Source organism: Gillisia sp. JM1 (genome assembly GCF_000424645.1).
In the GTDB taxonomy this organism is placed as follows: domain Bacteria; phylum Bacteroidota; class Bacteroidia; order Flavobacteriales; family Flavobacteriaceae; genus Gillisia.
Genome location: NZ_KE384218.1, coordinates 312,125 through 331,649, shown reverse-complemented (window position 1 = coordinate 331,649; position 19,525 = coordinate 312,125). Strand labels below are relative to the sequence as shown.

General features: G+C 38.2%; 13 protein-coding genes and 1 pseudogene. 11 read left to right on the top strand and 3 right to left on the bottom strand.

What is annotated here, in order from left to right; genetic code table 11:
* The first annotated feature begins 44 nt into the window (after positions 1-44).
* On the top strand, positions 45-593 hold the full coding sequence (locus H033_RS0104765; protein ID WP_026837266.1) for a hypothetical protein: 549 nt from the start codon (positions 45-47) through the stop codon (positions 591-593).
* Here H033_RS0104765 and H033_RS0104760 read toward each other — a convergent pair.
* The gene (locus H033_RS0104760; RefSeq protein ID WP_026837265.1) at positions 590-1,564 is read right to left on the bottom strand and encodes a polyprenyl synthetase family protein; all 975 of its coding nucleotides are present in this window, start codon (positions 1,562-1,564) and stop codon (positions 590-592) included. The two genes, H033_RS0104765 and H033_RS0104760, sit on opposite strands and share 4 nt — an antisense overlap.
* A gap of 624 nt (positions 1,565-2,188) precedes the next feature.
* Here H033_RS0104760 and H033_RS21995 point away from each other — a divergent pair.
* From H033_RS21995 to H033_RS0104720, 8 genes are all read left to right on the top strand, one after another.
* The gene (locus H033_RS21995; RefSeq protein WP_231367549.1) at positions 2,189-4,501 is read left to right on the top strand and encodes a spondin domain-containing protein; all 2,313 of its coding nucleotides are present in this window, start codon (positions 2,189-2,191) and stop codon (positions 4,499-4,501) included.
* A gap of 621 nt (positions 4,502-5,122) precedes the next feature.
* The gene (locus H033_RS20855) at positions 5,123-7,552 is read left to right on the top strand and encodes a PQQ-dependent sugar dehydrogenase (protein ID WP_051227789.1); all 2,430 of its coding nucleotides are present in this window, start codon (positions 5,123-5,125) and stop codon (positions 7,550-7,552) included.
* Positions 7,553-8,009: 457 nt separating this feature from the next.
* The gene (locus H033_RS0104745; protein ID WP_034886106.1) at positions 8,010-8,894 is read left to right on the top strand and encodes an EboA domain-containing protein; all 885 of its coding nucleotides are present in this window, start codon (positions 8,010-8,012) and stop codon (positions 8,892-8,894) included.
* 136 nt (positions 8,895-9,030) lie between these two features.
* Entirely contained in the window at positions 9,031-9,942 is a 912-nt protein-coding gene (locus H033_RS0104740) for a TatD family hydrolase (RefSeq protein ID WP_026837263.1), read from the top strand.
* A gap of 16 nt (positions 9,943-9,958) precedes the next feature.
* The gene (gene eboC / locus H033_RS0104735; RefSeq protein WP_026837262.1) at positions 9,959-10,867 is read left to right on the top strand and encodes a UbiA-like protein EboC; all 909 of its coding nucleotides are present in this window, start codon (positions 9,959-9,961) and stop codon (positions 10,865-10,867) included.
* Between the two features lie 33 nt (positions 10,868-10,900).
* Entirely contained in the window at positions 10,901-12,028 is a 1,128-nt protein-coding gene (locus H033_RS0104730) for a 3-dehydroquinate synthase (RefSeq protein WP_026837261.1), read from the top strand.
* Between the two features lie 84 nt (positions 12,029-12,112).
* Complete coding sequence (gene eboE, locus H033_RS0104725; protein WP_026837260.1) at positions 12,113-13,318, top strand: metabolite traffic protein EboE; 1,206 nt, start codon at positions 12,113-12,115, stop codon at positions 13,316-13,318.
* Between the two features lie 2 nt (positions 13,319-13,320).
* Positions 13,321-14,700, top strand: a complete 1,380-nt coding sequence (locus H033_RS0104720; protein WP_026837259.1) for an alkaline phosphatase family protein — start codon at positions 13,321-13,323, stop codon at positions 14,698-14,700.
* A 99-nt stretch (positions 14,701-14,799) separates the two neighbouring features.
* On the opposite strand, the gene H033_RS0104715 is transcribed toward H033_RS0104720, so the two are convergent.
* A complete protein-coding gene (locus H033_RS0104715) occupies positions 14,800-15,276 on the bottom strand; it encodes a GAF domain-containing protein (RefSeq protein ID WP_081661808.1) in 477 nt (158 codons plus the stop codon).
* A gap of 1,177 nt (positions 15,277-16,453) precedes the next feature.
* Here H033_RS0104715 and H033_RS0104710 point away from each other — a divergent pair.
* Positions 16,454-17,974 (top strand): PQQ-dependent sugar dehydrogenase, encoded by a 1,521-nt coding sequence (locus tag H033_RS0104710; RefSeq protein ID WP_155827722.1) that lies wholly within the window; start codon positions 16,454-16,456, stop codon positions 17,972-17,974.
* Between the two features lie 114 nt (positions 17,975-18,088).
* The gene (locus H033_RS0104705) at positions 18,089-19,006 is read left to right on the top strand and encodes an IS1595 family transposase (RefSeq protein WP_026837256.1); all 918 of its coding nucleotides are present in this window, start codon (positions 18,089-18,091) and stop codon (positions 19,004-19,006) included.
* 295 nt (positions 19,007-19,301) lie between these two features.
* Here H033_RS0104705 and H033_RS21990 read toward each other — a convergent pair.
* Positions 19,302-19,511: pseudogene (locus H033_RS21990) on the bottom strand (IS1595 family transposase); the annotation flags it as partial.
* Between the last annotated feature and the right edge of the window lie 14 nt (positions 19,512-19,525).

The following is a 19,525-nucleotide window of genomic DNA, read 5'->3' as shown; positions in this document are numbered from 1 at the left end:
ATAGAAATTCTTATATTTATCCTCTATCTTATAAGAATTTTAACATGTTTAGCTATACAAACCGCACCTCAAATATATTTTTGTTAGTTTTTATTATCTCTTTTTGTAGTTCTGGGAATCTTATTGCCCAAGATTCAAAGACCACTCAAGTCAAGGGAAAAGATTTTTGGCAATCTGTACGTTTTGGAGGAAGTTTGGGTTTAAATTTTGGCAACAATAGGTTTACCGGAATAATTGCACCTTCGGCCATTTATGATTTTAATGAGATAGTTTCTGCAGGTGTAGGTTTAAATGCTGCATACGCCAAACAAGATGAATTCAGGACAACGAGCCTTGGAGGAAGTGTTATTGCTTTGATAAATCCAGTAAGATTTCTACAGGTATCTGTAGAATTTCAGGAACTAAATATTCATAGAAAATATGAGCTTATTGGCCTAGATCTGGAAGAGAAATATTGGGTTCCCGCCCTGTTTGCTGGAATTGGATATAACACAGGAAATGTTACTGCAGGAATAAGATACGATCTGCTCTATGATGATGAAAAAAGTTTTTACAGCAGTGCGCTCATGCCTTTTGTAAGCATCTATTTTTAAACCTCTCGCTCCATTAAAGAAGATCCAAAACTACGTAGCAAAGATTTCTTGTCTTCAGGAATTTCTATGTTATCAAGGATCGCAAAAGCCTCTTTCGTGTATTTTTTAATTTCCGCTCTGGTAAGTTCTGCTGCGCCACTTTGTTCAAAAATAAGCTTCACTGCTTCAATTTTACCTGTTGCATCTACCGGGCTTATTGAGTAAAGATGTTCTAAATTACTAGCTTCATTCCTTTCAGAATTCTCTAATGCTTTTAAATATAAAAAGGTCTTTTTATTCTCTATAATATCACCCCCAACTTGTTTCCCAAAAGTATCTGGATTACCAAAGGCATCCAAGTAATCATCTTGTAACTGAAATGCAATTCCTAACAATCTTCCGTATTGATAAACAGAACGCTTACAATCTTCTGGAGCACCCGCAACTATAGCACCCATTTGCAGGGAAGCTCCCACAAGAACAGCGGTCTTATATTCTATCATTTTCAGGTAATCTTCTATTTCCACATCTTCCCTACTCTCAAAATCTATATCGTACTGTTGACCTTCACAAACCTGAATTGCAGTTTTAGTGAATAATTGTGCCAGTTCTTTAAAAATTGCACCTTCATAATTCTCAAAAAGTTGATAGGCAGTAATAAGCATAGTATCGCCAGAAAGTATCCCTGTGTTTAAATCCCATTTTTCATGTACCGTTGCTTTCCCTCTTCTCAATGGAGCATCGTCCATAATATCGTCGTGCACTAAGGAGAAATTATGGAAAATTTCCATAGCCAAGGCAGCATCCATAGCTTTTTCAAAAGGAGTCTCAAAAATTTCGGCGCTCATAAGCACAAGAACTGGGCGCAATCTCTTTCCGCCAAGATTTAATATATAAGTAATTGGTTCATAAAGATTTTTAGGCTCTTTAGTTTCCACTTTCTTATTTAAATACTCTCTAAGAGCTTCCCTATATTCAGAAATAGTATGCATTTGGCAAAATTTTCGGCTAAAATACCATAATTGTTATGAATAATTAATTTAACTGAATATTTATTGAGATCTAGGAAAACTTTTTTTGTTTAAAGTTTCCGAAATTTACTTTGGCTCAAAATTTTATAATGAGATACATATTTTTTTATTAAAAGCTATAGTAATTATTTAACAGAGATTTTAGATGTGTTAAAATTCTTTTTCTTATAGTGTATATAAATTTATTTTAGGACATCTTATTTCTTATAGCTTTTCTCAACATTTGCCACCCCTATCACTAGGCAATCTTGAACAAATGTTTGACGGTTTTTTTTTGTTAAGAAAATGCCAGATAACTTAAGCCTACGAACTTTCGGGTCACCCAGACAAAAGACATTGTTATCTTATAGATTAATCGACTGTGTTTTTCTCCAAAAATTAAAAGCTCTAAGGTTTAAAGTAAAATTCTTTCAAATAATTATAGATAATACAAAATATGGGGAAAATCCCGTATCTCATCTCTTTCAGTGTTTGTTTAATTTTATATACATTAAATTTCTCCATTTCTATCCTACTGAAAAACCACTGTTACGCTGATATTATTGCTAGGCACAATTAATATTTATTAATTAAAACTATTTGATTATGAAAAAGCTGACAACTTACCTTTGGCTATTAATTAGCCTTACGACCTTATTTTCCTGTAGCCAGGATGAAGTTAAAATCGACAATTTAGACGAAGAAAAAGCAATTTTATCCTTTGGATCATTATTAAACGATCTTTCAGGGAATAGGGCTATGCAAAAAGAACATTTGGATGATTTACCGGAATGTACAGATGGTATACCTGCTTATGTTGAAGTGGCACTTTCTCAGGGAGGAAGTTGGGTTGTGGGAAGCGATACTGATCCGTTACGAGTAGAGTTAAGCCCCGACGCAGCAGATTTTGATGGGGATGGGTTGGATAATTATTTTACTAAATACTCTTCCGATTTAGAATTGGTACCAGGCACTTATACCCTGGAATATTTTAGTGTTTTCGATGCAACTGGTACCCAACTCTGGATAGCCCCCAGAAGTGGATTATTTGAAAATATGGTGGGTTCAGTTCTTCCTATGGATATTCCATTGGGCGCGGGAGTCAAAAAATATGTTAGCGTGGATGTAGTATGTTATGACCGCCGAATGGTAAATGAATATGGTTATTTATTTTTTGATATTAATCAATCCGAAATTATAAATTTCTGCATATTCGGTAACTTATGTGATGAAAACGGCAGACACTCCCTTGCTGAATATGTAGTGGATGTTTGGTATGGTACCGATGATAGCGGCCAGCTTTTATATGCTGACTTGGGCAATACCATTGAAGTTAATAATGATGGTGATGAATCTTCTGAACCAGTTTGTTTAGCGCTTCCGGATAAGGAAGGGGAAGATAATTATTATATTGAAATTTCCATGAATGGAGTAGTAGTTCGATCTGGGATTATTACAGATACCGATGTAAAAGATTTATATACCGGGGACAATAATGTAGATTATTTCCACTTCTTTGAAGGAAACTGTAATTCTATTGACAGTCCTGATCTTTTTAATGAAGGAGACGGGGAGCAAAATACTTCAGAATTTACTGTTACAATTACAAATGTAGTAATTCCAAAACCTATATTCCAGAGTGGTGTTTTTAGCATACCGGAAGGTGAAACTGCTAAGGGGCCGTTATTTCCAGGAGATGCATATGAATTTGAGATAAATGCCGGTCCTGTGGTTCTACCGATGGATGGAGGTACAAGATTGTCCTTTGTCACGATGTTCGTACAGTCTAATGATCTCTTCTTTGCCCCGGACGAAGGAGGAATTCCTTTATATGACGGGAGTGATAACCCTATTGGTTCCAGTGGTCCTGTAGATGTCACAGACCAAGTATTTATATGGGATTCAGGAACCGAAGTGAATGAAGCTACCGGAGGCCCTAACCAGAAACCTCAACAAGCACCAACAGCCGAAGATCAGGGAATAGATGAAAATGGCGTAGTAACTAAAATTATAGGCAATACAGATTCTTTTGGAAATATTATTCCCGATGCAGACGAGGTTATAAAAGTAACTATAGAATATATTGGAGATGCGCAATTTAGAGTGCGTATTATAAATGTATCTACAGCAACAACCATTGCCACTCCTGCTTTAGGCGAGGGTACAAGAGCAGCTGTGCCAATTTCTCCAGGAGTTTATGCAGTGCATACCAAGCTTGCTCCATTCTTTAAAGTAGGAGAACCTGCCGCTAATGCCGGCCTGGTTTCTAGCCAAGAAGGAGTTGAAAACATAGCTGAAGACGGATTCCCGGCAGCTTTGGCCGCAGATACTTTTGCAGCCACCGGATTGATTGTTCCATTGTCTCCTGGAGCTTGGGCTGTTCATGAGGAAGGAACCATGCATATCTATGCTCTTGGTGTTCCTGTATTTGGCAATGGTCTGGAAGCTGTAGCAGAAGATGGAACGTCTATGGCTCTCGCTAATTATTTAAGTACATTGGCCACAGTTAGTGCCTCTGCTGCTTTCAATACGCCTGTAGGTGCATCCAGTCCAGGACCAATTGGCCCAGGTCAAAGTTATAAGTTTTCTTTTACGGCTTCGGAAGGGATGAATTTATCTCTGGCAACGATGTTTATCCAAAGTAATGACTGGTTCTATAGTTTTGATGAAACTGGAATTCCATTATTCAATAATGGGGTTGCGATAGATGGTAATATTACTTCACAAGTATTTTTATATGATGCTGGGACAGAAATCGATGAATATCCGGGTGCGGGATTGTTTCAGGTAATTAGGCAACCGGCCCCGAACACCGGTGCGCCAGATCCCAATAATTTAGTACGCTTGGTGGGTGATTCCGAATTTAATAATGTTCCACCTACATCACAGGTAATTATGATTACAATAGAATCAAATTAATTCTGTTATTAATTCTGATATAGTAAACAGCCCCTTTTGAGGGCTGTTTCTTTTTTTGTTTGAGTTGAGATTTTCCGCTATTTTCACAAGGGTTCAGACCATAATATTTCCACTTATTTATTTTAGCCAGCCCATTGATCTCTCATTAAGAAATTAATTCCCCGCCCGATAAGAATCTATCGGGATGCCTAGAATTTTTAAAAATATTTTTCTCGAGACAGCTCGGGACATAGCTTGTGGGTATGAAATTAAGGTTCAAGAGGACTTAACTCGAGATTCTTTAAATACAAATGCTCTATAAATACAGATAAGAATAGGTCATTTCAACCATGACCACATTTTTTAAAAATTCAATTAAAAAAAAGCTCTAAGAAATAGATTCCTAGGCACCCATTTATATTTTTAAAATGGATAAATAATAGTAATCCATTAAACGCAAAAAAAAAATTTGAAATGTTAAAAATTAGGGCAAAACCCCCATATAAAATTTTCATTATCCTTTTTAACTTTAAGCAATTAGGGTAATGATTTTTTTAAAATTGAAACTTCCCTTTAAAATACAGCTCCCCTTTTTTATAAAAAGTAAACCTTTCTAAACATTTATTGAATAAAACTCTTATTATGAAAAAACTATCCAAGTACCTGTCGCTATTAATCTGTTTAGCGACCTTATTTTCCTGTAGTCAGGATGATATTAAAAACAACAATTCAGATCAAGAGAAGGCTACTCTGTCTTTTGGGTCTTTATTAAATGACATGGCAGGTAACCGATCTGCTATTAAAGAACATCTGGATGATTTACCGGAATGTACAGATGGCACTCCCGCTTACGTTGAAGTAGCACTTTCCCAAGATGGAAGTTGGGTTGTGGGAAGCAATACTAATCCGTTAAGGGTAGAGCTAAGCCCTAACGCAGCAGATTTTGATGGGGATGGAGTCGATAATTTTTTTACCAAATATTCTCCTGATCTTGAATTGGTACCAGGCACTTATACCTTAGAATATTTTAGTGTTTTTGATGCAACTGGGACCCAACTCTGGATAGCCCCCAGAAGCGGATTATTTGAAAATATGGTGGGAACAGCGCTGCCCATGGATATTCCTTTGGGCGCGGGAGTCAAAAAATACGTAAGCGTAGATGTTGTATGCTATGACCGCCGTATGGTAAATGAATATGGTTATTTATTTTTCGATATCACCCAAAATGAAGTTATAAATTTTTGTATTTTCGGTAACTTTTGTGATGAAAACGGAAGGCATTTTCCCGTACATTTTAGTGCCAGTGCCTGGATCTATACTGGAGATCCTCAAAATCCTAGAGGGAGAAGCATCAGTTTGAATACGGAAAACGAGATAGGTGTGAATTCCAATGGAGATGCTTTTGCAAAACCTCTTTGTATTGCTTTGGTAGATAAAAGTGGTACGGATGAATATTATGTAGAAATTACTTTATTAGACTCAGATGCCTATGATGCACAACCAAAACTCATTAGAAGTGGAGTGATTACAGACACAGATGTAAGGTCTCTTTATAGCGCTGATAACAACACCGAATATTTCCATTTTATGGAGGGAAATTGCGATGCAGAAGACACGCCTGATCTTTTTAGTAATGATTTAATGGCTGATAATATAATTAAAGTCCCTGCCGGATTCAAGGCGGTGAAATTAGCCGATGGTTTACACCTTCCAACCAGTGTAACCTGGGATGACGACGGAAACCTTTTTGTTGCGGAAGCTGGCGGTGGATTATTCCCTAAGGAATTGGCACCTATTCGTATATTACAAATAATGCCAAACGGCACTAAGGTGGAAGTGGCTAATTTAAGCAACAGAGTAGAACCTTCTTTAGTGGCAATGATATGGCATAATGGTTGGTTTTATATAACTCATCGAGCGGACGATTTAACAGGTGCTGTTTCCAGGGTAAGTAAAACTGGCCAGGTAGAATTGGTTTTCAAAGGCATTATAGACAACCAGGCAGAACACCAGATCAATGACATCAGGGTAGGGCCTGATGGCATGATGTACGTGGCTGTGGGTGCTGCAGGGAATGCAGGGGTAGTAGATATGTCTATAGCCCCATGGGTAAAGTTAAGCCCTAATTTAAAAGCAAGGCCTTGCCAAGACATCGTATTGATCGGGAGAAACTTTGAAACTCCTAATTTCATGACACCAGAGGAAGGTGATAAGGTGAGGACAGGTGCTTTTGTTCCTTTTGGGGAAGCAACTACTCCCGGCCAGGTAATACAAGGGGTAACCTTGTGCGGTGGTTCCATTCTAAAATTTAATCCTGAAAATGCAATAGGTACTATAACCACCCATGCCTGGGGATTCAGAAATCTAATAGGCCTGACTTGGGATAGTAATGGGAATATGTATGCCGCAGAAAACGGATACGACAACCGAGGTGCGCGGCCGGTGAACGATGAGATAGATGCCTCACTTCGTATTAATGAAGGAATGTGGTATGGTGTTCCGGACTTTTCCGCGGGAAGAGAGCCCTTAACCGATGCGAAATTTGAAGTTCCCGACAGTCTTCAGGCACCAGTGTATATCAATGATGTGTTTATTGGAAAAGATCTGGGCTTTGTAATTGACCATCAGGCCAGTGGATTGACCCCTCCTGATCCTTCAGTAGTATTGGGTAGGCATGAGTTTAACTCTTCTCCGAGTTTGATGGATGTTGCACCTGCCTCTTGGAATGAAAGGGCCGGTCATGTATTCATAGCAGAATGGGGCGATCTTGCACCACCAACCAATCCGCTACGTGGTGCTAATAATCCGGCAGGATCACAGGTAGTAAGTATTAACCCGGCGACAGGACAACTTGAAACATTTGTCTCCAATACACCGGGAAAAGGTCCCGCCTCTCGTTTCGGATTGGCAGGAAAAGGAATTGACCGTCCATTTGATGTTAAATTCGGCCCAGATGGTGCGATGTATATAGTGGATTACGGAGTGGTAACAATCGATCTTTCGAAAGCACCTCCTTATTCGTACGATGTAAATTCCGGATCTATTTGGAAAATTACCAAAATAGAAGAATAATTTTTCTTCTATTGGAAAATTAGAGGACTTTAATAAAATTTTTAATTCGTCATCCCTAACCCGTCTGTTCATTCAGACAGGTTAGGGATGACTTAATTAATAAAAAAAGCAAATAATATTGAATAAAAATGATATAGAAAATTGGATTGGCGGAAATAATTTTTTGCTTATGTCCTTTTTTATGAAAGCGTCATTCCATGCGGATAGATTAATTAATCATTTCATCCTTGGACTTACAAAACATTTATTATTATTCATAGGTCCAAAAATTTGAAAAAAGCCTGAAGATTTCTTTTAATATTATTACATAAAAAAGAACTGCATTTAATGATAGAAGCTATCCCATTGCCAAAATATTCTTAATTCAGGACTTTTGTTTTTTAAATTTTCTATATTTAATATAGGAACTGCCCCAAGCTCAGTTTAATTTAATAATTTATTATATTTAAAAAAGCTTATGGCCCATCAGGCAGATATTTCTGAAACCATTGAATTTCTTCAAGATTTAATTAATAAAAAGGCTAGTGAAGCTGAGCAGGAATGGTTAAGGCAACAGGAGGAAAAATTTAAAACTGACTTCCAGTTACGATCTTTTTATTTCGCGTTTAGCTCTGCGCCCCGCTTTGTTAGAAAAGAGTCTTTACATCTTTCACAGCACGAAATAGCACAGGCAGAAAAATTCAAGAAAGGATTTCAACCGCAATATTGGAACTTGTTGCAACTGGTTCGCACTTATTTATTGCTTCTATTACCGAACAGCGATGCTAAAAACTACGAAACTAATCTTATCAGGCTTTATGAGACAGCCGATTTTGAAGAACAAGTAACATTGTACTGTGCTCTCCCTCTTCTTCCTTATCCAAATACTATGGCTAAACGAGCTGTTGAAGGTATTCGAACTAACATTACAGATGTTTTTGATGCTATTGCGTTGCATAACCCTTTTCCCAAAGAATTTCTAGACCAAAAAGCATGGAACCAAATGATCCTTAAAGCAGTTTTCATGCAAAGACCATTACATAAGATTTACGGAGCAGATGAACGTGCGAATATAGATTTAGCTAAGATGCTTGTTGATTTTGCTCATGAGCGTTGGGCAGCCAATCGGGAAGTGATGCCCCAACTCTGGCGCTTTGTAGGTCCATTCCTGAATGAAAATTATATATCGGATATCGAAAAAGTTGTTCAAGGAGATCTGCTTGAAAAAAAGGCGGGCTTACTGGCATGTGCTTCCAGTAACTATCCAAAAGCACTTGAGTTACTTAAAAAGTTTCCTGATATCAAAGAAGATATAGAAACAGGTAGGTTGACTTGGGATTCCATTGAAGTAGAAAAATTTTAACGAGCTTAGTAACAACAAAAAGATATTAATCTTCGAAAACGATATAAATCTAAATGAACGTTTAGATTAAATTTTATTACTGGGTTATTCCGAAGCAAATACTTACAATTAAATATTAATTACTAAACAATTAAATATGTACATAGATCCTCATATTCACGTCACTTCACGTACCACAGATGATTATCAAGCTATGCAGAAAGCTGGCATTCGTGCCATTATAGAACCTGCTTTCTGGTTGGGGCAGCCCCGAACAAAGATTGGTAGCTTTCAGGATTATTTTAATAGTCTAATTGGCTGGGAGCGTTTTAGAGCTAGCCAGTTCGGAATCAAACATTATTGTACTATCGGTTTGAATTCCAAAGAAGCCAACAATGAGGCCTTAGCCGAGGAAGTAATGGAATTATTACCCTTATACGTATGTAAAGAAGGAGTCGTAGCCATTGGAGAAATAGGTTATGATGACCAAACAAAGGCAGAGGATAAATATTACCGTTTACAACTGGATCTGGCAAAAGAAGTGAACCAACCAGTGATGATTCACACTCCGCACAGGGATAAGAAAAGAGGTACCACAAAAAGCATGGATGTAAGCGAAGAGCATGGACTGGATCCTTCTATGGTTGTAGTTGATCATAATAATGAAGAAACGGTCAAGGAAGTGTTGGACAGGGGTTATTGGGCTGCTTTCACCATTTATCCGCATACAAAAATGGGAAGCGAACGTATGGTTGAAATAATACGGCAATATGGGGCTGAAAGAATTATCGTGGATAGTGCCGCAGATTGGGGAATAAGCGATCCACTTGCGGTTCCAAAAACGGCAAAATTAATGAAAGAAAAAGGAATAAGTGAGGAACTCATCCACCTTGCTTGTTACCAAAATGCACTTTCAGCATACGGTCAGAGCGGCCAAATGAAAGAGACAGACTGGCTAAATCCCGAACCTATAGACCAAAGAAAAAAACTTTCCGGCAATACCATTCTCCGGGGAGGCCAAACCCCACAAATAGATGGAGACTCCTCTTCGGATATAGTGGAAAATTAAATTTTTAAGTTTTTCAATGAAAACCATCCTTGCCCATATACAGCTAATGCGTCCTGCTAATATAATTACAGCAATTGCAGATGTTTTAGCTGGTTTTGCTGTTTCCGGGGCAGCCGTACAATTATTCTCAGCTGAAAATCCTGAGTCGGGTGCGCTATTCTACCAATTGCTTTGGTTGATTTTGGCAACAATTGGACTTTACGGAGGCGGGATAGTCTTTAATGATGTTTTTGATGCAGAACTAGATAAGAAAGAAAGACCTGAACGGCCAATCCCTAGCGGAGGAGCCTCAGTTTTAAGTGCCAGCATACTGGCAAGTTTATTATTGATTGTGGGAATTGCGGCTGCTTTTCAAGCATCCCTGTTTAGCGGAATAATTGCCATTATAATAGCTATACTGGCAATATTATACGATTCGTGGGGGAAACACCAGCTAATATTTGGGCCTATTAATATGGGCTTATGTAGGGGAGGGAATCTTTTACTTGGGGTAAGTGCTATTCCATCTGTAATCCAGGACTTTTGGTTTTTAGCACTAATTCCTGTTATATATATTGCTGCTATTACCATGATTAGCCGGGGTGAAGTTCACGGTGGTAACAAAAAAGCATTGTTGGGTGGAGCTGCAATGTACGTAATAATTATTCTGGCCCTTACCTTCCTGGGATTTGTATCTAAAATTCCGTGGTGGCAGGTAATACCCTTTGTGCTGCTACTTACTTATTTTATTTTCCCACCTCTATCCAGGGCTATAACCAAGCAAGAGCCTCAGTTGATAGGGAAAGCAGTAAAAGCGGGGGTGATTTCCCTCATAGTCCTTAACGCCGCACTTTCATCCGCATTTGCTGGCTGGATATATGGAATTATTGTACTATTATTACTTCCAGTTTCCATGGGAATAGCCAAAAAATTTGCAGTTACTTGAGAAAGTAGAGCCAATATTCTAATTTTTATAAAAATGAAAAAATCTATAGAACAAAAGTTTTCCGTTCCATTTAAGTATGATGTTCATTTCACGGAAAATATTTTCAATATATCAAATCCACTATTTGCTGAAGTATTAGGTAAAGACAAGACTTCGAAGGCATTTTTTGTTGTAGACCAGGGAATTGTAGATTTACATCCGGACCTATTTAATAATATTAATAACTATGCTGCAGCATACCCAGAAAAATTTAGTTTATGTGCAGATTTTTTAGTCGTTCCCGGAGGGGAGGACGTTAAAAACCAAATGCGATTTGTTGAGCAAATCCTGGAAGCAAGCAGTAAATATGGCATCGATAGACATTCTTTTATTGTTGCCATAGGTGGCGGTGCTGTTCTCGATATGGCAGGATTTGCTACGGCCATTGCTCACAGAGGCATCCGGCATATTCGTATTCCAACTACTGTACTTGCCCAGAACGATTCAGGTATTGGGGTTAAAAACAGCGTAAATGCCTTTGGTAAAAAAAATTTCCTTGGAACTTTCGCTCCGCCCTATGCTGTAATCAACGATAAATCATATTTACAAACCCTAAATGACCGGGATTGGCGCTCCGGTATTTCTGAAGCGATCAAGGTCGCACTTATAAAGGATCTCACTTTTTTTGAATGGATAGAAGAAAATGCCGCAGATTTGGCATCTAGAAAAATGGCTGCAATGGAAGAGCTTATTTTTCGCTGTGCAGAATTGCATATGGAACATATAGCCGGAGGGGACCCATTTGAATCGGGTTCCTCCCGCCCCCTTGATTTTGGCCATTGGGCCGCTCATAAACTTGAACATCTAACAAACTACGAGCTAAGGCACGGTGAAGCTGTTGCGATGGGGGTTGCACTAGATTCTACCTATTCCTCCCTCAAGGGAATGCTTCCCAGGCAAGAACTTAATAGGATCATTTCACTTTTCAAAAAGTTAGGTTTTAGCCTTCACACACCCGAATTATCCGGAAAGAACCTTTTACAGGGTCTTGAAGAATTTAGAGAGCATTTGGGCGGAGAACTAACAATTATGTTGCTTGATAAAATAGGTAAAGGCATTGAAGTTCATGAGATAGATGAAAAGTTAATTTCTGATGCTGCAAAAGAATTAAAGCTGTTGTAGAAAGAAAATTACGCTATGTGAATAAATGGCTTCAGCGTTATTATTAAATTAACTTTTGCAATTCGTCAAAAATATACGGTTTTTATGTTACACAAAGGTTATCACTTAAGCTATTGTACAAATATTCATCCTGGTGAAAGCTGGAAAGAAACTTTTCAAAGCATTAAAGATTATATACCACAAATAAAAAAAGAGGTTTCTCCTGAAACCTCTTTTGGGATTGGCCTTCGTTTATCCAATGCTGCAAGTTCGGAACTTCTGCAAGGAAATAAACTAATGATTTTCCAAAAATGGCTGGAGGATAATTCCTGCTATGTTTTTACAATTAATGGCTTTCCTTTTGGAAGTTTTCACCATCAATCGGTAAAAGACAAAGTACACCAGCCGGACTGGACGAACCAGGAGCGCTTGAACTACACCCTCCGCTTATTTGATATTCTAAAAACGTTGATTCCAGAAGGCGTGGAAGGAGGGATTTCAACATCTCCCCTCTCCTACAAATATTGGCCAGGCTCCCTGAAAGATAAAAAGAAGGTTTTTAAACAGGCAACTTTAAATATTGTGAAAGTAGCCGAAAAACTTTACAAGATCAGTAAGGAGAGTAATCAGCTTTTACACCTGGATATTGAACCAGAACCGGATGGACTGCTTGAAAATACTTACGAGCTAATAGAATGGTACAAACAATGGCTTATTCCGGAAGGAACAATTTATTTGAAAGAACAGCTAGGGTTATCTGAAGAAGAAGCAGGGATATGCTTAAAAAAACATATCCGGGTTTGTTATGATGTTTGTCACTTTGCCATTGTGTATGAAAAGCCGGAAGAAGTTTTTCCATTGCTGAGTGCAGAAGGAATCAAGATTGGAAAAATTCAAATAAGTGCAGCGTTAAAGGTTGGCCTGCCTGAAAAAGTAGAAGACAGAAAATGGGTTAAAGAGGCATTGACGCCTTTTGTAGAGTCCACTTACCTCCATCAGGTGGTGGAAAGGGATTCAGGAGATAGACTTACCCATTACCGAGATTTGCCACAGGCTTTAGAAATGTTAAACAATCCTGCCGCAAGAGAATGGCGTACACATTTTCATGTACCTGTTTTTCTGGGTAAGTATGGGAAACTAGAATCAACACAGGAAGATATATTGAAGGTACTTGAATACTTAAAGAAGGAAAAAATAACTGATCATTTGGAGGTTGAAACTTATACTTGGGAAGTTTTACCGGAAGATATCAGGCTCAAAATTGTAGACTCAATTGTTCGGGAACTCGAATGGGTACAGAAAAATATTTAAATATGAAAAAAACGGTTGTTCTTAATGTAGTAGCTTTATCTTCTCGTCTTATAGGAGAGCATACGCCTTTTCTAAAAAAATGGTCGGAGAAAGGTAAAAATATTAACATTAAACCACTTCTTCCTGCAGTTACCTGCTCTTCGCAGGCAACGTATTTCACAGGGAAATGGCCAGCGGAAAATGGTATTGTAGGAAATGGCTGGTGCTTTAAGGATGAATATGAAATAAAATTTTGGCGACAGTCGAATAAACTGGTACAGGCTCCAAAAATATGGGAAGAAATAAAAAAGAAGGATCCTAGTTTTACATGTGCCAACATGTTTTGGTGGTTTAACATGAATTCCTCGGTAGACTTTGCGATCACCCCACGTCCCTTGTATCCAGCCAATGGTTTAAAGCTTCCCGATATTCACAGTCAACCTATGGATCTCCGTGGAAAACTGCAAAAGGAGCTGGGACAATTCCCTCTTTTTTCCTTTTGGGGCCCAAATGCAAATATCGAATCTACCCGTTGGATAGCCGATGCTTCCATGTTAGTCGATAAATGGCATGATCCTACACTTACTTTAATTTACCTCCCACACTTAGATTACAACCTTCAGAGGCGGGGCATCGATTTTTCTGAAATAGGGAAAGACCTGCAAGAGATTGATAAAGTCTGTGAAGATCTTATTACTTATTATGAAAAGCAAGGAGCAGAGGTGGTGATAGTTTCAGAATATGGAATATCCGATGTCAATAATCCTGTACATATAAATAGAGTATTGAGGAACAATGGATATATATCGGTTAAAGATGAGCTAGGACTGGAAACACTAGACACCTGGGCCAGCAAAGCTTTCGCTGTGGCAGATCATCAAATCGCACATATTTACATAAAAGACCCAGTTGATATTCCTTTAGTAAAAGAACTTCTAGAAAGCACTCCGGGGGTAGAGCTTGTTCTGGGTGAAACGGGCAAGAAAGAGCATCACATTAACCATGAACGGGCAGGGGACCTTGTAGTGATGGCTGATAAAGATTCTTGGTTCACCTACTATTTCTGGCTGGATGATAAAAAAGCACCCGATTATGCCCGTACAGTAGATATTCACCGCAAGCCCGGTTATGATCCCGTAGAAACCTTTGCCGATCCAAAGATCAAGTTTTTGAAAGGTAAAATAGGATTAAAATTACTAAAGAAAAAATTGGGATTCCGTTACCTTATGGATGTGATTCCACTTGACGCAACTTTGGTGAAAGGCTCTCACGGAAGGATCCACGATTCAGAAGAAGACTGGCCATTATTTATCACTCAAAATACTGATTTAATTGATACTACCACTATTGACCCCATAGATGTCTATGAGTTAATATGGAAGCATGTGTTTTTGCAAAACTAATTTTTGAGGTTGGCGATAAAACATATACCTAATTGATAACTATTCAATTACCTATTACAACAGTTAAAACGTCTTCCCTATAAGTTGATATTGCAAAGATTAAACTGAATTGGACTGAATTAAACCACTAATTTCTGCTCCAATCTCCATTAGGTCATTTATTTCCTCTTCTCTAAAATCATAAGGAACAGGTTTTGCGATACCTAGGGTGCCATATAATTTTCCATCGAGTAGCATAGGTACTGCAATAGAACCTTCAACCTTGGTTTCTTTAGCCGCTGGGCGTGCTACTCCAGAATTATCCGTCTGTAGATTACACATCTCAACCGGCTGGCGACGTTCGGCGGCAATACCGGCCATGCCTTTTCCAATAGGGATTTCTGACATTTTAGGAATTAAAAAATCCGGCAGCCCCTGTCGAGCCTGCAACTTTAAAAGGTTCGTTCTTTCATCCAGAATATGTATGGTACCAGTTGTGCAATCAAAGGCTGCTATAATATCGGTAAGGCATTGTTGCCAATTTTTAACAGGTTGACTGAGGGAAGCAGTTATGACGGAGGTAATTGAAGAAGGCATATTTAAAATTTTTTCTGTTATGGATATACTTATGTGAAGCTGTAGGGATATTTTCTTTATTCTTACAGCTTAGTAAATTAGTGATTTAATTTTTATTGCTTACCAAATACTACTTGGATTTCTATCAAACATATTGGGAAATGGCCATCAGGTAAGTGTGGAAGGTTGGTGCAATGCGAATTAAATTAATATTTTACATATTTTCATACTGTTCGAACTTTGCATTGTAGTGGCAATCGCTTGTCACAGTATCATTGCTCCATGCAGGACCTGATTTAAAGGTCTCAAGAAAGGCTACAAATACTTTTCCACATTGCCGTCTGTGCTTTTTCTGCTTTGGTCCTTCTTTGCTTATGTTTCAACTAATATAAAACAAGTTTATAATTTGTCAAACGAATTCATAATATTTTATAAACGGTAACTGGTAATGTGGGTCAAATTAATTATTATTGATTCTCATGTCCTAATGCACCTAAAGATAAATAGGTGGAAATTGAGATGTCCGGTATAATTATGGGTACCTCTAATAATTCACTTTGGCATGCTAACGTATGAATTTTTTTACAGCAACGAGGCGTCAAAATACCTTGATAATTAAATAATTTGTAGAAGCATCGGTTACAATTAATTCCACTTTCAAGTTTCTAATCATACTAGAGTTAAGAGTACATTTCAATCTAACCTTGCCTAATAGCTATAGCCTGAATATAAGTATGTCTAAAGATATTAAATTCAGTATCTCATCTCGATGTTTAATAATACCAGGGTTCTATTTATCAAAATGTGAAAGTATAACTTGAGTCCAGATGCTTTTTGTATTCAAAGCAAAACAATTTTCTCCTGACCTATGGATCTGCATTAGGTATGATATCTTTCAAACTCAAAAAAACTCGCCATTTTCTAATTAGTCTAATAATCAATCCACTAGGTGGTTCTACAGATAAAATATTTTTAATTGCAAACTTACAGAGTCAAGGAATTCTACAGTTTTGCTATAGCAGGTTGTGGAAAGTGTTTTTTTTTATAATTATTTCTCATTTCTCAGGCATTTTATTGGCAAGTTTCGTTAAATAACTCTCAAAAAAGAGATATCCCTCTCCCCTCCTAGCTTTTATTTCCTAAATTTACTTTAATCAGGTCTCCTTAACCAAGTACTAACAACCATTAAACAATTATTATGAAAAAAATGACAAAGATTTTTGCGTTAATGCTTTTACTGGGAACCTTTTTTTCCTGCGCTAATTATAAAGCTCAAAATAAACAGGATCCCGAAAATGATATTATAATTAAAGTCCCTGCCGGATTCAAGGCGGTGAAACTGGCCGAGGGTTTACACCTCCCAACTAGTGTGACTTGGGATGATCAAGGGAATCTCTTTGTAGCGGAAGCTGGCGGAGGGTTGTTCCCTAAACTATTGGCACCTATGCGTATTGTTCAAATAATGCCTAATGGCACTAAGATGGAAGTGGCTAATTTAGGCGAAAGTGGTTTAGAACCTTCTTTAGTGGGAATTACCTGGCATAATGGCTGGTTTTATATAACTCATCGAGCAGAAGATTTAACAGGTGCTGTATCCAGGGTAAACAAAGCTGGCAAGGTAGAACTGCTTTTTAAAGGAATTATAGACAATCAGGACGAACACCAAATAAATGATATCCAGGTAGGGCCAGACAATATGATGTATGTATCTGTGGGTGCTGCAGGAAACTCAGGAGTAGTAGATAAATCTATCGCCCCATGGGTAAAGAAAAGCCCTGGTTTGCACCCTAGACCTTGTCAAGACATCGTATTGATTGGAAGAAACTTTGAAACTCCTAATTTCATGACACCAGAGGAAGGTGATAAGGTGAGAACAGGTGCTTTTGTTCCTTTTGGGGAAGCAACTACCCCTGGCCAAGTAATTAAAGGGGTAACCTTGTGCGGTGGTTCCATTCTAAAATTTAACCCTGAAAATCCAATGGGTACTCTAACCACTCATGCTTGGGGATTCAGGAACCTTATAGGCCTGGCCTGGGATAGTAAAGGGAATATGTATGGCGGCGAAAACGGATACGACATTAGAGGTTCTCGACCAGTTAACGATGTGATCGATGCCTCTCTTCGAATTAAGGAAGGGATGTGGTATGGCGCCCCAGACTTTTCCGCTGGAAGGGAGCCTTTAACCAATCCAAAATTTAAAGTTCCGGACAGTCTTCAGGTTCCAATATATATTAATGATGAGATGATTGGAAAAAATCTAGGTTTTGTAATTGACCATAAGGCCAGCGGATTAACTCCACCCGATCCTTCAGTAGTACTGGGTAAGCATGAGATTAATTCTTCCCCAAGTAAGCTTGATGTTGCACCTGCCTCTTGGGGTAAAATGGCCGGTCATGTATTCGTAGCAGAATGGGGCGATCTTGCACCGCCAACCAATCCGCTAAGGAAAACCCCGGCAGGATCTCAGGTAGTAAGTATCAACCCAGCTAATGGGCAGCTTGAAACATTTGTCTCCAATACAAAGGGAAAAGGTCCAGCCTCCAATTTCGGGATGGCAGGAAAAGGACTGGATCGTCCATTTGATGTTAAATTCGGCCCTGATGGATCGATGTATATAGTGGATTATGGGGTTATGACTGTGGATCTTTCAAAAGTACCTCCCTTTTCATACGATGTAAATTCAGGAGTTATTTGGAAAATTACCAAAACAGATAAATAATTTTTTTCTCTACTAGAAAATTAGAGGACTTTAATAAAATTTTACTGTATGTCCGTAAACATTCCTAATTAGTGGAAATATTCCTATATTTGATTGAATTTAAATTGATTGGATATGGATATATTTTCTTTCGGAGTTCATTTTACCGATGAGGAGTGCTGCCGCCTACATTTCAAAGAGCAACGTGATAAGGAAGGAGTTGTCTGTCATAGCTGTGGATCAATAGATCATTATTGGCTCAAAAACAAATGGAGTTACCAGTGCAAATCCTGTAAGGCGAGGATGTCCTTGCGAAGTGGAACAATTATGGAAAGCTCCAAATTATCTTTTATGAGTTGGTATAAGACCATCTTTCTTTTGAGCACGACAAAGAAAGGTTTTTCCAGCAAGGAAATACAGCGGCAGCTGGGCCTAAAGCGCTATGAGCCGGTTTGGGCAATGGTGCACAAACTACGCAAAGCCATGGGGCAGCGAGATGACCGCTATACGTTGGAGGGAATGATCGAGATGGATGAAGGTTATTTCACCATTGAGGCGAGCCAAAACGATCACCAAACCCAAAAGGCCGGTCGTGGCAGCAAGACCAAATCCAACGTTATGGTTCTGGCCGAGAGCACTGTCTTGGAAGATATAAAAACAGGGAAAGTGGAGCGTCATTGCAGGTATTTTAAGGCAAAAGTCCTTGTTAACCACGAGGCCGATGAAATCAACAATACTCTAAAAAGCGCAATTGGTGATGAACACATTATCATCTTTTCCGACCAAAGCACATCCTACGTTGATATAGCAGATTACGTAGAGCTACATATTACTGAAAAATCAAGTGAAAAGACCACCAAAGAAACCCTAAAATGGGTACATATAGCTATAAGCAATGCCAAAAGGAATTTTGTGGGCACCTATCATAAGATTAAGAAAAAATATCTGCAATTATACCTCAATGAGTTTGTATACAAGCTTAATCGGAGGTATTTTGGAGATAAGTTGTTCGATAGGTTAGTAATAGCAAGCATTACAGCGAGTGGACATTAAACGGATATACAGAAATTTTATTTCGTCATCCCTAATTTGTTTGGTCAATCAAACAAGTTAGGGGTGACTTTTTTTATTTAAAAGATGAACCACCTTTGCATAAATAATTTAGGTGCAAGGGATCAATTGTTTGAGATAGGCTTAAAAGTCATCTATTATTTGAAAATATTTCTGGTTATGAATTGGGAGTGTTTGGCCTGCACCCGGAGCCTTTTTATATTAAAATCCAAAAATTATATCTTTCAAATACTTATCCAGAATATAAATTTCCTTCAAATGGCTTTATTCTAAGTAAAAAAAGTGTGTTCGCAGTTGTCGATTCATGTTGGGAGCATATATTGCATGTAAGTGAGAAATCTTTCCTGATCTAGGATTTCTTATGAGAACATTTGAGGCATTTGAAACCATCTTGCCACTTAATCCAAGTAAGATATATCTTGCAATCCTCATCGGATTTGAACCGACCAGAGAAATCTATAAGATTTTGACCCTTATAAAAATCCATCCTACTTTATTGTC

Coding starts and splice junctions, on each gene's coding strand:
- H033_RS0104710 (WP_155827722.1), top strand. CDS start 16,454: ATGAAAAAAATGACAAAGATTTTTGCGTTAATGCTTTTACTGGGAACC.
- H033_RS0104760 (WP_026837265.1), bottom strand. CDS start 1,564: ATGCATACTATTTCTGAATATAGGGAAGCTCTTAGAGAGTATTTAAAT.
- H033_RS20855 (WP_051227789.1), top strand. CDS start 5,123: ATGAAAAAACTATCCAAGTACCTGTCGCTATTAATCTGTTTAGCGACC.
- H033_RS0104720 (WP_026837259.1), top strand. CDS start 13,321: ATGAAAAAAACGGTTGTTCTTAATGTAGTAGCTTTATCTTCTCGTCTT.
- H033_RS0104745 (WP_034886106.1), top strand. CDS start 8,010: ATGGCCCATCAGGCAGATATTTCTGAAACCATTGAATTTCTTCAAGAT.
- H033_RS0104740 (WP_026837263.1), top strand. CDS start 9,031: ATGTACATAGATCCTCATATTCACGTCACTTCACGTACCACAGATGAT.
- eboC (WP_026837262.1), top strand. CDS start 9,959: ATGAAAACCATCCTTGCCCATATACAGCTAATGCGTCCTGCTAATATA.
- H033_RS0104765 (WP_026837266.1), top strand. CDS start 45: ATGTTTAGCTATACAAACCGCACCTCAAATATATTTTTGTTAGTTTTT.
- eboE (WP_026837260.1), top strand. CDS start 12,113: ATGTTACACAAAGGTTATCACTTAAGCTATTGTACAAATATTCATCCT.
- H033_RS0104715 (WP_081661808.1), bottom strand. CDS start 15,276: ATGCCTTCTTCAATTACCTCCGTCATAACTGCTTCCCTCAGTCAACCT.
- H033_RS0104730 (WP_026837261.1), top strand. CDS start 10,901: ATGAAAAAATCTATAGAACAAAAGTTTTCCGTTCCATTTAAGTATGAT.
- H033_RS0104705 (WP_026837256.1), top strand. CDS start 18,089: ATGGATATATTTTCTTTCGGAGTTCATTTTACCGATGAGGAGTGCTGC.
- H033_RS21995 (WP_231367549.1), top strand. CDS start 2,189: ATGAAAAAGCTGACAACTTACCTTTGGCTATTAATTAGCCTTACGACC.